Annotated in this window: 10 protein-coding genes; 4 read left to right on the top strand and 6 right to left on the bottom strand. The window is 44.8% G+C overall.

What is annotated here, in order from left to right; genetic code table 11:
- The first annotated feature begins 120 nt into the window (after window positions 1–120).
- Together GYK50_RS05765 and GYK50_RS05760 are read left to right on the top strand one after the other, a co-directional pair.
- Window positions 121–1,809, top strand: coding sequence for an efflux MFS transporter permease (locus GYK50_RS05765; protein WP_212564439.1), 1,689 nt, complete (start codon window positions 121–123; stop codon window positions 1,807–1,809).
- A gap of 88 nt (window positions 1,810–1,897) precedes the next feature.
- Window positions 1,898–3,214 carry an HlyD family secretion protein gene (locus tag GYK50_RS05760; RefSeq protein WP_083328825.1) on the top strand — a complete coding sequence of 439 codons (1,317 nt, stop codon included), beginning with the start codon at window positions 1,898–1,900 and terminating at the stop codon, window positions 3,212–3,214.
- Window positions 3,215–3,330: 116 nt separating this feature from the next.
- On the opposite strand, the gene pdxH is transcribed toward GYK50_RS05760, so the two are convergent.
- From pdxH to cysS, 5 genes are all read right to left on the bottom strand, one after another.
- Entirely contained in the window at window positions 3,331–3,987 is a 657-nt protein-coding gene (pdxH, locus tag GYK50_RS05755) for a pyridoxamine 5'-phosphate oxidase (RefSeq protein WP_071003626.1), read from the bottom strand.
- A gap of 88 nt (window positions 3,988–4,075) precedes the next feature.
- Window positions 4,076–5,443, bottom strand: a complete 1,368-nt coding sequence (gene glmM, locus GYK50_RS05750) for a phosphoglucosamine mutase (protein WP_212564438.1) — start codon at window positions 5,441–5,443, stop codon at window positions 4,076–4,078.
- 197 nt (window positions 5,444–5,640) lie between these two features.
- The gene (gene guaB / locus GYK50_RS05745; protein ID WP_212564437.1) at window positions 5,641–7,113 is read right to left on the bottom strand and encodes an IMP dehydrogenase; all 1,473 of its coding nucleotides are present in this window, start codon (window positions 7,111–7,113) and stop codon (window positions 5,641–5,643) included.
- A gap of 259 nt (window positions 7,114–7,372) precedes the next feature.
- Window positions 7,373–9,337 (bottom strand): mechanosensitive ion channel family protein, encoded by a 1,965-nt coding sequence (locus GYK50_RS05740; RefSeq protein ID WP_340050164.1) that lies wholly within the window; start codon window positions 9,335–9,337, stop codon window positions 7,373–7,375.
- Between the two features lie 165 nt (window positions 9,338–9,502).
- A complete protein-coding gene (gene cysS, locus GYK50_RS05735; RefSeq protein WP_212564436.1) occupies window positions 9,503–10,963 on the bottom strand; it encodes a cysteine--tRNA ligase in 1,461 nt (486 codons plus the stop codon).
- A 191-nt stretch (window positions 10,964–11,154) separates the two neighbouring features.
- On the opposite strand from cysS, the gene GYK50_RS05730 reads away from it, so the two are divergent.
- Window positions 11,155–11,751, top strand: a complete 597-nt coding sequence (locus GYK50_RS05730) for a cob(I)yrinic acid a,c-diamide adenosyltransferase (protein WP_212564435.1) — start codon at window positions 11,155–11,157, stop codon at window positions 11,749–11,751.
- A 290-nt stretch (window positions 11,752–12,041) separates the two neighbouring features.
- Here GYK50_RS05730 and GYK50_RS05725 read toward each other — a convergent pair whose 3' ends face one another.
- Window positions 12,042–12,989: a hypothetical protein gene (locus GYK50_RS05725; protein ID WP_071001733.1), complete on the bottom strand. Its 948-nt coding sequence runs from the start codon at window positions 12,987–12,989 to the stop codon at window positions 12,042–12,044.
- A 346-nt stretch (window positions 12,990–13,335) separates the two neighbouring features.
- Here GYK50_RS05725 and GYK50_RS05720 point away from each other — a divergent pair, with 346 nt between their 5' ends.
- Complete coding sequence (locus GYK50_RS05720) at window positions 13,336–14,064, top strand: glycerophosphodiester phosphodiesterase (protein ID WP_071001734.1); 729 nt, start codon at window positions 13,336–13,338, stop codon at window positions 14,062–14,064.
- Window positions 14,065–14,382 lie beyond the last annotated feature (318 nt).

Genomic DNA, 14,382 nt, shown 5'->3' with positions numbered 1-14,382 from the left:
AGATACCATCAGTGAGTTGACTGGCGTTTCACGCTATAAATGCTAACTGCACTGACCTGACTCCCCGCCTGGCATCTGTCCTATTTCACTCTATTTCCTTATATAGATTGTGGTACGCCCATGAGTAACGAATACCAGTTTAAGCCCCACGAACAGCCAATAATGGTAGGCTCTCCAGCCAATCCTGACCATCCGGCACGCCGTAAAGTATTTTATTTGCTCATTGGGATTTTTGTGGGTCTCACAGCCAGCTTCCAAAATGGTCTACTTGTCGCCAACCTGACACAAATTCAGGGTCAGCTAGGCTTAACGCCAGCTGAAGGTGGTTGGATATCGGTCAGTTATAATATGACCAATGCCTGTATCACCGTTCTGCTGTACAAAATTCGTCAGCAATTTGGCATGTCGCTTTTTAGCAAAATCACCCTGTCATTTTTGTTAGCCGCCACCAGTCTACAGTGGCTGATCAGCAGTCACTTGTTAGACACACCTAATATTAGCATTGAGCCCTATTATTTAGAGATTGTCGCTAGGGGACTTAGTGGTATGGTGGCAAGTGGTATGACCGTATTGGGCTTGTTTTATTGTCTTCAGGGTATGCCACCCGTCAAACGTACTAGTGGTCTCATATTGGGTTTTGGTCTGGTACAGTTTGGTATTCCATTATCACGTGTCATCTCGCCCTACCTCGCCATCGACGGTCAGCTTGAAAACTTATTTTTATTTCAATTTGGTCTGGCGCTGATTTGTTTTGGGCTGATTAATATATTAGAGCTACCACCAGGGAATACAGAAAAAGTATTTGAGAAATTGGATTTTGTAAGCTTTGGTTTTTTTGCTAGTGGTCTGGCTGCATTGGCTGTCGTTTTGGTACAAGGTCGAATTTTATGGTGGACGACACCTTGGCTCGTCTATCCACTGATGATTGCTATCGTCGGGATTAGCATCGCGTTATGGATTGAGACGCATCGCAAAAATCCGATGCTACAAGTGCGCTGGATGCGTAGCCGCAATATTATTGCCTTCATGGTGACGGGCGCTGTTATGCGGATTTTGCTATCTGAGCAAAACGTCGGAGCGGCAGGATTGCTCGCTAACCTCGGCTACGGTAACGATCAGCTGGTTACTTTTTATGCTGTTATTATAGCCGCCAGTGCACTGGCTTTGATTATTAGTATTTTTAGTACCAATGCGATGGATTTGCGCCGACCTGTTATTTTTGCCGTGGCATTGATTGCCTTAGGTTCTTGGATGGATGTTGGTGTATCTATTAATTCAGCACCCTATATGTTTTATCTCAGCCAGTTTTTGATTGCCTTTGCCGCGGTGTATTTCATGGGGCCTTTGGTTTTTGAAGGGTTTTTGCGGGCTATTGGCAGTGGCCCTGCATATATTATTAGTTTTTCAGTGATTTTTGGCATCTCCCAAACAGTTGGCGGACTGGCAGGTGCGGCAGCCATTCAGGCATTTACGACCATTCGTACACAAATGCATTATGCAGATATGGTCAGCTCATTGAATTTGGGCGATCCTGCATTTAGCGCCCAGGTGGCAGGCACTCGTAACGTACTGTCGAATCAGACTACTGACGCGGCCCAAGCAAATATCGGTGCAATGAGCCAAGTACTGCAAGGCATTCAGCGCCAAGCAACGGTCGCAGCATACAGCGACCTGTTTTTTCTGATGGCCTGTCTTGCTACTGCCGTTACGATTATTTTGCTCATCAATTATCTTTATAACCGCTACCACAAGCGCAATCCACTGGCCAAAGAGCTCGCCGTCATCGCCAAGATGCGCGAAACAAAATAATTCAACTTATTATCTTAGTGATTTTTTATCATATTCATTTATAGTCAGACCCATCAGATATCTGCTTATTAACATTTAGGATCACGTCATGAGCCAAGAAAAACCAAATGAGCTTAATAAAATACCTCAGACGTCAACTGAAGCTCCAGCAACAGACACACGTACAGAGTCTGCTACGGCTCCAGTAGAGACCGCTACAAGCGCTACGCAAAAGAAAACGGATACATCCGAGATACAAGCAGCTACTGATACGCCTGATAGCGTGCGTGAGGATAACTCTGTAGAAGGCTCTATAGAAAATCAAGACGATGATAATGAAACGCCTATGCCGCCAAAAGAGCCCATCTCAAATACGGCTGGCTGGTCTCCCAAGAAAAAATCCTATCTAAATTTGGGATTATTGATTGCGCTGATTGTCATTGGTGCGGCCTTGATTTTATATGCTTGGAAACTGCCGCCATTTACGCCTACGGTGCAACAAACCAATAACGCCTTTGTCAAAGGTCAAACCACTATTATTAGTCCGCAAGTTTCCGGCTATGTCACCGAAGTGGCGGTGCAGGATTTTGCTGATGTAAAAGCGGGCGATCTACTGATAAAAATAGACGACCGAACGTTTCAACAGCAACTTGAACAAGCAGAGGCCAATACTGAAGTGGCGATCACCAGCCGCTCTACCAATGTTCAAGACACGCAATCTAGCCAAGCACAAATCGAAGCACGCAAAGCAGACTTATATAGCGCCAAAATCAATGTCGAGAGCGCTCGTGAAGACGTCAATCGCTATCAGGGCTTAGATGCTATCGGTGCGGTATCAAAAGCAGAAGTGGCTCATATCAAAGCAAAGCTGGCTCAAGCACAGGCAAGCGTGCAACAGGCTGAAGCCAATTTACAAGCCGCGCAACAAAACCGCGCCAAAACCAGTGGCACCCAACCCTCGCTGGACGCAAATATCAAAAGTGCTGAGGCAGGTGTGAAGCAAGCACAAATCAATCTCGATAATACGATCATCACAGCACCTGAGTCCGGTCAGCTGAGCCAAGTCAGTGTCAAAGAAGGCCAGTACGTTAGCGCGGGCACCCAGCTCATGTATATCGTGCCAAAAGGCATTTGGATTATCGCAAACTTTAAGGAAACCCAAATAGCTAGTATGGCAATCGGCGAACCAGCTACTATTCATGTGGATGCGCTTGGCGGTGCCAAATTCACAGGTCATGTGAGCAACATCTCACCAGCCACTGGCAGTGAGTTTAGTGCAGGTGCCGCCAATCCTGCGACAGGTAACTATATAAAAATTGCGCAGCGCATCCCAGTACGTATCGACTTGGATCCGAACCAACCTGAGCTTGCACGCTTGCGTCCTGGTATGTCCGTCTCTGTGGATGTCGATACCAATGACAAATAAAGCCAAATAAAGCAAATAACTGATATAAAAAAGCCACTCTAAATACCCGAGAGACTGGATATAGAGTGGCTTTTTTATACTTTTAAATGAGCTAGGATTTCAAAATCAGCCAAACACTATGGTAGTAGACGCTTGGTCGTCCAGCTTTCAGCGCTTTGGCTATCACCATCTTGCGTATATACGATGCGGTCATGCATACGGTTGGCGCGACCTTGCCAGAACTCGATTTTTTCAACCATAATCTCATACCCACCCCAAAACGCTGGCGTTGGCACTGTGGTGTTTTCTGGATATTTGGCCTGAAGTTGCTCGAACGTTTGCTCCATCACCTCACGATTGGTGACTTCACCACTTTGCGGTTGACTGACCCAAGCACCTATTTGGCTATCATGTGGACGTTTTTGAAAATAGGCAGCAGATTTTTCAGCGTCAATTTTAGCAATACGACCACTAATACGAATTTGGCGCTCCAGCTCATGCCAAAAAAACAGCGCTTCAGCATTGGGGTTTGCTGCAACGTCCTGTCCTTTCGCGCTGTCATAATTGGTATAAAAAATAATACCTGTATCCGTAATTTCACGCAGTAACACGATACGGACGCTAGGCTTATTGTCTGCACCGCAAGTTGCCAAACTCATAGCATAAGGTTCTTGCACTTTTTGCGCTATTGCCTCATCCATCCAAACCTTAAATAGCTCAAATGGTGACGCTGGTACTGACTGTTGATCAAGCGCGCCTTTTTCATATGAAAGGCGCTGGTCGGTAAAGTCCATGCTCATGGTCATTCCTTATTATAAAATTATGACATCTCAACATTGTAATCTTGAGTGCTAAGCTTTGAATATTAAGCTTTGAATACTATTAGCCTAATACCGACTTGATAAGTTCGGCCAAATCATTTGCCATCACATCACACTCTATCTCATCATCAGACTCAACCATGACTCGAATCATAGGCTCTGTACCTGATTGGCGAATAAGAAGACGACCACGACCTTCTAAAGTCGTCTGTGCTTTGTCAAAAGCGGCGACCAGTTCTTCATGCTTGTATGGGTCTTGCATCTGAGACAAGCGTACATTGACCAGCTTCTGTGGTAGTACGTCAAATCCTTCGACCAGCTCACTCAGTGCACGTCCTTGCGCTTGCATCACAGCCAATACTTGCAACCCTGCTATGATCGCATCGCCTGTACGGCTTTTGTCCAGGCACAGAATATGTCCAGATGGCTCACCGCCTAGTATCCAACCATTGGCCTCCAAGTCTTGCATGACATAGCGGTCGCCTACTTTTGCACGAGTAAAATCAATGTCAGCCGCCTTTAGTGCTAACTCTAATCCCATATTACTCATAAGCGTACCAACGACGCCTTGCGCTTTGGTGAGTCCTTGGGTCGCGAGCACATATAAGATACCGTCACCATCAACCAGCTTACCTGTCTCATCAACCATCACAATGCGATCGCCGTCACCATCTAATGCGATACCAACATCTGCTTCATGCTCAAGCACCGCTTTTTGCAGACCTTCAGGATGGGTAGAGCCACACTCAGCATTGATATTGATGCCGTCTGGAGTGTTATTGATAGCGATAACATTAGCACCAAGCTCCCGCATGACTCTAGGTGCGACGCTATAGCCTGCACCATTGGCACAATCAACCACGACGGTCAGATGGCTAAGATCATACTGATATGGGAAGCTGCCTTTGCAAAATTCAATGTATCGACCTTTTGCATCGTCAATTCGGCGGTTTTTGCCCAAATTTGCTGGATCAAGAATCGGCATCGCTGCTTCTTTACTATCCGTGTCATTTATAATCGCTGCTAGTTTTTCGTTGATGGCATTCTGCATCTCATCACTGATTTTTTTGCCACTACCTGAGAAGAACTTGATACCGTTATCATAATAAGGATTATGTGACGCTGAGATAACCACACCTGCATCGGCATTAAAACTGCGAGTCAAATGTGCAATCGCTGGCGTCGGTAATGGACCAAGCATATAAACATCGACGCCAGCCCCGTTAAAACCTGCTTGCAGAGCAGCTTCAATGACATAACCTGAGAGACGAGTATCTTTACCGATGACCACACTTGGTTTGCGCGTAGAATTTTCGTTGGCTTCTATGAGCACCTGTCCAGTCGCATAACCCAGTTTTAAAATAAAGTCAGGGGTAATAGGCAATTCACCAAATTTTCCACGGATACCATCAGTGCCAAAGTAACTCATTATTTATATTCCTCAAGTCTAAAAATAAAAGGCCAAGCGTATACGCAGGCAATACTGCTATTGTAATAATATGCTTTTATATTCTACAAAAAAAACAGCCAACAATAACAAAGCATTGTTGGCTGTTTGTATCTTAACGTCACTACAGCTCTGCAACTGGGCCAGTTCTCAAACAGTGCAGAGCTATAAAATACCGATTAGTTTACACGGTAGTTCGGCGCTTCTTTCGTGATCTGTACATCATGAACATGCGACTCTTTCATGCCTGCTGATGTGACTTTGATAAACTGTGGGTTGGTGCGCATATCTTCGATAGTCGCAGAGCCTGTATAGCCCATTGATGAGCGTAAGCCACCAACCAATTGGTTGACAATACCAGCGACAGGTCCTTTATAAGGAACGCGGCCTTCAATACCTTCTGGTACGAGCTTCTCTACGCCATCTTTGGCATCTTGGAAATAACGATCCGATGAGCCGTTTGATCCAGACATTGCACCCAGACTACCCATACCGCGGTAAGCTTTGTAATAACGGCCTTGGAACAGCTCAACTTCACCTGGTGCCTCTTCCGTACCAGCCATTAGTGAGCCTACCATAATGCACGATGCACCAGCCGCAATCGCTTTTGCCATATCACCTGAGTAGCGGATACCGCCATCAGCGATTAATGGGATGCTGTCTTTTAATGCGCTAGCAACATTATCAATAGCTGATATTTGTGGTACACCAATACCGGCAATGATACGCGTGGTACAGATAGATCCAGGGCCGATACCGACTTTTACCGCATCAGCGCCAGCATCACGTAGTGCAAGTGCCGCTTCGCCTGTTGCGATGTTGCCACCGATAACTTGAACATGCGGATAGTTTTTCTTGATCCAAGAGACTTTTTCAATTACGCCTTTTGAGTGACCATGCGCCGTATCCACTACGATCACATCAACATCAGCAGCGATTAATGCTTCGACGCGTGCTTGCGTGTCTGCACCTGTACCAACCGCTGCACCAACACGCAGACGACCTTTCTCGTCTTTACACGCATTTGGATTGTTTTCGGCTTTGGCAAAATCATTGACCGTAATTAAACCACGTAAGCGGAAGTTGTCGTCGATAACGATGACTTTTTCGATGCGATGCTCATGTAGCAATCTTTTGATATTCTCGTTGCTCTCACCTTCATGTACGGTGACCAGCTGCTCTTTTGGTGTCATGATCTGACTAACTGGCAATGACAAGTTGGTCTCAAAACGCCAATCTCTGTGAGTCACGATACCTACTACGTTGTCTGTACCCTTTTCGACCACAGGTACGCCTGAGATATTATTGTCTTGTGTCAAGCGTAGCAATTCACCAATCGTCATCTCTGGATGTACGGTGATTGGGTCAACAACCGTACCCGCTTCAAACTTTTTGACGCGGCGTACTTGTGTGGCCTGCTTTTCGATGTCCATGCTCTTATGCAAGATACCCATACCACCAAGCTGTGCCATGGTAATGGCCATCTCAGACTCAGTGACGGTATCCATAGCCGCAGAGATCAGCGGAAGGTTTAGTGTGATGTTTTTGGTCAAACGGGTAGACAGATCGGCAGTTTTTGGCAGAACTTCAGAATAGGCTGGCAATAATAAAACGTCATCAAAGGTTAAGGCTTCATCGACAATTCGCAACATACAGACCCCTAGTGGTGGTTATTTTGATGGGTAGGAGCTCAGAGTTAGGCATATCAATCATTGCAACTGCATACACAGTGCTGACTCATGGCTAACCACTCAGTTATCCTATAAAAATAACGCCACATTATAACAAATAAGCACCTCTCTGACATACTATATTTATCAGATTATTTTACACAAATACGTCTTTGTCGATGATAATCATGCACTATATGTTTAATGGCGCTTTTTTATAGCGAATAGCTCTCCTTGAACGTTACAGACTTTCTGTTAACGTAAAACGCTCTGTCGGCAAATACTTGTTTTGCTGCTGATGCAAGTAGCCAAGCATCTGCTCACGCACTTCGCAAGCAAGCGTCCATGCTTCTATGGGACCTACTGCTGAAACAGCACCGCGCAGCTGAATGGTGTTTTCTGTCACTTTAACAACAAATATTTCGGGCTCAGTTTCATTGTCCCAAAGCTCATTATCTTTAGTTACTGAGACAAACTGCTGGCGAATGGCCTCTATATCTGCACCATAATCAATGTATAAAAACACAGGACAGGTTTGATGCACTTCTGTATGTGACCAGTTCTCTACCCTTTCAGTGATCAACTGGCGCATCGGCACAATTAATCGACGCTCATCCCATGTTTTGAGTACCGCATAAGTGTAACGCAAGTCTTCCACAGTGCTGAAATTACCATCCATTATCACGCTATCGCCAATCCGTACAGGCTGCGTCACTGCCACCTGCACCCCAGCAATGATGTTACCCAATATAGGCTGAGCGGCGATACCAATAACCACGCCAGCAATACCAGCTGAAGTCAGTAAGGTTTTGCCAAGACCTTCCATGTTGGCAAACTCACTCAGTCCTATCCAGATACTACCCAATATCATGACAAAAATGAAAACGCGGCGGAATATCGACACATAAGTGCGACGACGGCGCACTTTATCAAAATGCTCTTCTCCTAGGTTTTCAATCTGCATGTCTTGGTAACGATTGGCAAAAAAATTAATAGTACGAATGCCTAGCCACATCGCACTAAATACCAACCCCGTCCAAATCAGCGGACGGGTTGATGAAGCCACTGCATCTAGATAAGGAAAACCACCAGAAACTAAGGTAAAAACGAGCGAAAAACTGATGGTAAAGGTCAAAGGCACGGTTAGCTTATTGGCCAAATCTGCCACGCCATTGGCACTGCCAGCAGAGATGTTGTATTTTTCATTATCAACATAACGGCTGATGAGTTTTTCCGTGCTTTTACTTAGTATCCAACCTACGCCCATGGTAAATAAGAAAAACAGGATGAGCGCTGAAAACTCCCATAAGGCAATACCAAAAAACTGGAATTTTAACCAAGTAGGTAGATAACGCTCAAACTCCGATGGATGATATTGTTTATAAAGATTTTCAATATTACCCACTGTCTGCGCAGAGAACATCCAAACTGGCGCCTGATCACCTACCCTTACCCGCTCCAAGTAAACAGGAACACGACGTTCTCGGTACTCGATATAACCCAGCTGGATAGAGCGTCTAGGGATACCCATGACACTACTATCGTTACCCAATGGTGGTTCAATCAGACCATCAGGACGATCGGGCATATCATCAAATACGTATAGCTCTTTTTCAGATAGTAAAAAATCAAGCTGCTTGGTCAAATCAAGCGAACGGGTACGCTGGTTTTTCTCATCAATCAGATTCATATTGAGTGCATAAGCGGCCAAATCATACTGCTGCTTCATCACCGCAGATTGAAAAAACCCCAAAGTCGCAAGCGGCGTCGCCAAATTTGGTGGCTCAGCTAATGGTGGTAACCCGACATTGAGCTTGTTGAGTAAGTAGTAATTCTCGCTATACTCCCCTGTCAGTCCCACATCACCTTGCAACGTCCCTGCTTGCTGTACTGCGCTACGCTCAGTGGGATCAAATATCTCTTCGGTAATACCAGAGACGCTAATATTTTCGTCTTTGATTGTATTTATTTGTTGGACAGCGTACTCAGCCAAATTGTCAGGTTTGCTAGCGACTTGTGAGCGGCCTTCCTCATTTGCCGCACTGGCAGGTATATAGATAGCGCTGATGGCTATAATAAGAAACCCTAAAACTACCTGCAGTGCATTGCAGCGGATATTATTACGCTCTACATCGCGGCGGTGACCACCGTCAATATCCATTGCTATGCCACGATCATCAGCATTACTATTTTTGAGAGTATTCATATTTTCAAAGCCACTGGTCTACAAAAGGAACGGATATAAAAGGAATGGATATAAAAAAGTGCATTCAGTATGCTTTAACCTAATGCACTCTGCAAAAAAAAGCCAGCGTGAGCTGACTTAATTTATTAGCATGCGTATGTAATCTGATGCACAGCGTCTATATATCTATGCGCGGCGCCATGTTGTACCAGCGCGGCTGTCTTCAAGCTCAATACCAGCCTCTTTTAGCTGTTCGCGTATTTCATCAGCACGCGCAAAGTTTTTGTTGGTTTTGGCATCTGCACGCTCGACGATTAACCCTTCAATAGCCGCATCAGTCAAACCATCTTCTGCTTTATCACCAATCACCGCTTGCAAAAACTGCTGCACAGGTTGTTGTAAGATATTCAACACCTGCGCCAGTGCTTTTAATTGCTGTGCCAACTGCCATGCTGTCTCGACTTCTTCAGCTTTGATGGCTTTATTGATGTCGCGTGCCAGACCAAATAAAACACTAATCGCTGTTGAGCTATTGAAGTCATCATTCATGGCTTTAATAAAATCTTGTCCAGCAGCCGTACGATAAGCTTCGCTCGTCAAGTTGTCATCGATTACGATTGTTTGCCCTTTTTGCTGTTCAGCCAGTTTTAACGCATTATACAGTCTGCTTAGGCTATTATGGGCTTCATCTAATGCGCTATCAGAGAAATTAACTTGGCTACGATAATGGCTAGATAATAAGAAAAAACGCACCGTTTCAGGCAAGTATTTTGCTATAACATCGCGAATGGTTGAGAAATTAGCCAACGACTTGGACATTTTTTCGCCGTCAACATTGATAAACCCGACGTGCATCCAGTTACGCGCGTACTCGCAACCCGTCGCTGCCTCAGACTGGGCAATTTCATTCTCATGATGCGGGAACTGCAAGTCGTGACCGCCGCCATGAATATCAAAGGTATTGCCCAAGCACTTGGTCGACATGGCCGAGCATTCAATATGCCAACCCGGACGCCCCTGCCCCCAAGGTGACGCCCATTGCGGCTCATCAGGTTTCGCCGCTTTCCAAAGCACAAAGTCAAATGGGTTGCGCTTATCGTTTTCGACATCGACACGTGAACCTGCCTGCATCTCATCAAGATTGCGCTTAGACAATTTGCCATAATTCGCAAAACTATCAACAGCATAGTAGACATCGCCATTGTCGCCTGCATACGCATAGTCACCTGTGACCAGCGTCTCAATCATTTGCTGCATATCATCGATATGATCAGTCGCGCGCGGCTCAGCATCAGGTGCCAAGCAGCCAAGGGCTGCAAAATCCTCGTGCATCGCTGTAATAAAGCGCTGGGTCAACGCCCCAATCTCTTCGCCATTTTCAGCGGCGCGCGCAATGATTTTGTCATCGATATCAGTGATATTACGCACGTAATTGACGTCATAACCCAATTGGGTGAGCCAACGTACCACCATATCAAATCCAATCATCATTCGAGCGTGCCCGATATGACAATAGTCATAGACGGTCATACCACACACATACATACCCACCTTCCCTGCTTTGAGCGGTTCAAACGGACGCTTGCCGCCAGTCAGTGAGTCATAAATAGCAAGTTGAGACATCGCATCTGCAAGTGGTGTGGTCATAATAAAAGAGCCTTTTAGCATAAATAAAATAAATAAATTGAAAATATCAGCCGCAGCAAGTAAGCAAGCCGTACCGATGATATGATTATAATTTTAACGTAACCCATTATCTTAGCGAAAACAGGCGTAAAATACTACAATGAGCAGGCAACTACCACCATTCAATCATAAAAACCGTTAAGGATATAAAGATGGGCAATCGATTAAGCAAAATATACACGCGTACTGGAGATGATGGCAGCACGGGTATGGCTGATGGCAGTCGACTCAGTAAAGCTGACAATCTGTTCAGTGTCATGGGTGATATCGACGAGCTCAACTCACATATCGGACTGGTGCGTGCTCAACTACAAAGAAACAAAGGCCAATCGATTAGTAAGGATTTTTCTCAAGCCTTAGTTATTATTCAGCATCTATTGTTCAATATCGGCGGTGAGCTTGCCATGCCAGAATATGAGGGCGTCAATGCCACCCATATCGAGTGGCTAGAGCAACAAATCGATATGATGAATACCACGCTGCCACCACTAAAAGACTTTATTTTACCCACAGGCTCTGTACTGGTGAGCCAGTTGCATGTCGCACGTAGTGTGTGTCGCCGAGCTGAGCGCCAAGCTGTGTTATTGCAGGAGCAGCGCCCAGCAGCCATACGCCGCACTGCCATCAGCTTTATCAATCGTTTATCTGATTGGTTGTTTGTCGCTGCGCGCTTTTGTACAGATCCCGAACAAGTCTCTGAAGTACTATGGGACAGTCAAGTCTTGCAAAACTTCGCTGACAATCGCTAGTGAATTAAACCTAATCTTGCTAGCATTCTCTGAACTATAGTCGGTTCACTATAAAATCGATACAATAAGATTAAACGCTATTTTTCGCAGCCTCTGGAGACGTAGTCACAGTAAGCAAGAAAAATAGCGTTTAATCAAATGAATTTATTATCCTGTATCGTTTTTATTTAGACTTAACTATAGGTTGATTTTTCGATTATAAAAAAACCCGCAGCACTCATGTTACGGGGTTTTTATTACTTAGCAATATCTATCGACTACCAGTTGCTAACTACTCATAAAATTGCAAATTAGTAAGTGGCGCTATCATCTTCAATGATGACCATATCGATGGTTTCATCTTTCGGCACTGATTTTGGCGTCGCTGGCGTTACTGGTTTTTTGGTCTCAGTAGTAGCCGCTGCTTGATTGTTTTCTGTCGAGCTGTTTTGGTTGCTGGTCGGTTTATTGATGGTTGGCGGCGTCGCAGGTTCAGTAGGACGAATTGGCTCAACTGGCGTGATGGTTCTAGGCTGCTGACGAGCGGGTGCTGCTTGAGTATTATTGTTTCTGCTTTGGGCTGCTGCACGGCGCTCAGCACGCTCCTCATCCATCGCAGATTTCAACACAGAGCCTGCCATCACATCTGAAACCACAGTAATCAACGCTGGCTGTCCAGCAATACGCGTGCGCACTTGCCCGCCTTGAGTACCGACAACGTAAGTAAAGGCGTCATCAACGAGCATGTTGTTATTGATACGGATATTGTCTTGCGCCAAACGAGATTGCAGGCTTGGCTGATTGTTAGCCGCTTGCACTTGACTGGCTTGATACAAGTCTTCACTTGGCAATGTCATGCTGACACTTGCTTGGCACGTTGTCATACCATTGTCATTGGCTTTTTGTAGTATGGCAGCGTTTTGTACATCGATAACCACGCCATTGATTTTTTCAGTGACAACGCCGCTTTCTAGACTAATCTCGGCATCATTGGCATAATTAGCAGCCAACGCTTGTGCCTGTTGGTTGAGTGTATTTTTTAAAGCAGATTTGAGACGGTCTTGTACCATCGGGTCATCACAATTGATAGCAGGAGCGACGGCACTTTCGGTCGCTACTGGCTCTTGTTCCGTCATCTCTGCCGTATCGGCAGTATCTTCTTTCTCTGAGCGATCACAGCCTGCAAGCGCCAAACCACATACTATTCCGATTCCAGCCACTTTATGCCACTTGCTCAAACTTATATTTGCTACGCTCATATTTACTTCACTCCCAATTTACTGGTTCTTACCGCCACTGATGGACAATATTTAACACTCAAACTGCATGGCAGACTTATAAAACAATGGTGTCATTAACGGTCTGTGATAGATTTGAAAACCACATCATTATACGGTGTTTGGTTGAAATGGTCATTAGTGTAGCCCATGGATATACAAATAGCGCCCCTCATTATGGGTAAAACCTGCGTTTGGTTGCAAAAACATAACAAATACTAGAGAAACATCAGACGCAAAGTGCATTGGTTCACGCCATAAATTCTATTAGACGTTGATGTCATGACAATATATGATGAGTCGTAAAATCAGTCAGTAGTCATGTGATATGGTAAATTTCAAAAACACGCGTTTATTAGGTCATCGTGGCGCTCGCGGAGAGAGTTTAGAGAATACCTTTTCAGGTTTTAAGTATTCTCAAAATCTAACCTCACAAGGCTTGGCAGGGGTTGAATTTGATATTCAACTGAATGCCGATGGTCACTTGATTGTGTTCCATGACGATGATTTGGAGCGTATGTGCGGTCAACAGTCGCGTATTGATCAGCTCGGGCTCACAGAGATTCAGTGCCGCTTACAATTCGGGCAGCCAATCATGACTTTAGCCAATATAGCGCCTGTACTGAGAGGATTTAGGGTGATTGAGCTTGAGATTAAAACACACAATCGAACCAATTATGCAGTATTGATCAATGCACTGGCGCAAGAGCTTATCGATACACCGCTTGCCAGCTTACCAGTGGTGCTGACCAGCTTTGATGTGGAGCTGCATAATCGGTTGCAACGCCACAAACTATTATCTCGCATACCGCGAGGATTATTGATTCGCACGCCAACTGCCTTGGCAAAAGCGACAAACACCGCTTTGCAGCTTGGTTGTATTCAGTTAGGTATTCATTATCCGCTTTTGACCCAAGACGTTATCAAACACAGTCACCGTTATGGGTTGCCTGTAAGCGCTTGGACGGTCAATGATGTCCATACGATTGAACAGCTTATAAGCTGGAATACCGACGTGATTATTACTGACTTTCCACGTCATTTATTATTACCTTGAACTGTCTATCTATATTTTTTCACTTTTAGATAAATCTCTTTTTTCACCCTTACAGTCCCTACATATCTATAGCGTTACTTACACTTCCCCTTAATGCCTGACAAGTTATCGGCATTTTTGACTCATACAGTCTATAATTCATACAAGTTATTGTTATTTAGCAATATTTTTATAGTGTATAAGTGTTCACTTTATATGATTTTTCAGGTACTATGGGGACTTAAATTAATACCGTTAAGGATATTATATGATTGCAAAAAAAGCACTTGGCTTACCGCTTAAAGGCTTACGTTTCGCTATCAAATCTGGCGATACCTT

It is taken from the genome of Psychrobacter pacificensis (assembly GCF_018336615.1).
Classification (GTDB): domain Bacteria; phylum Pseudomonadota; class Gammaproteobacteria; order Pseudomonadales; family Moraxellaceae; genus Psychrobacter; species Psychrobacter pacificensis.
The sequence above is the reverse complement of the archived record's forward strand: the minus strand, read 5'-3'. Positions and strand labels throughout refer to the sequence as shown.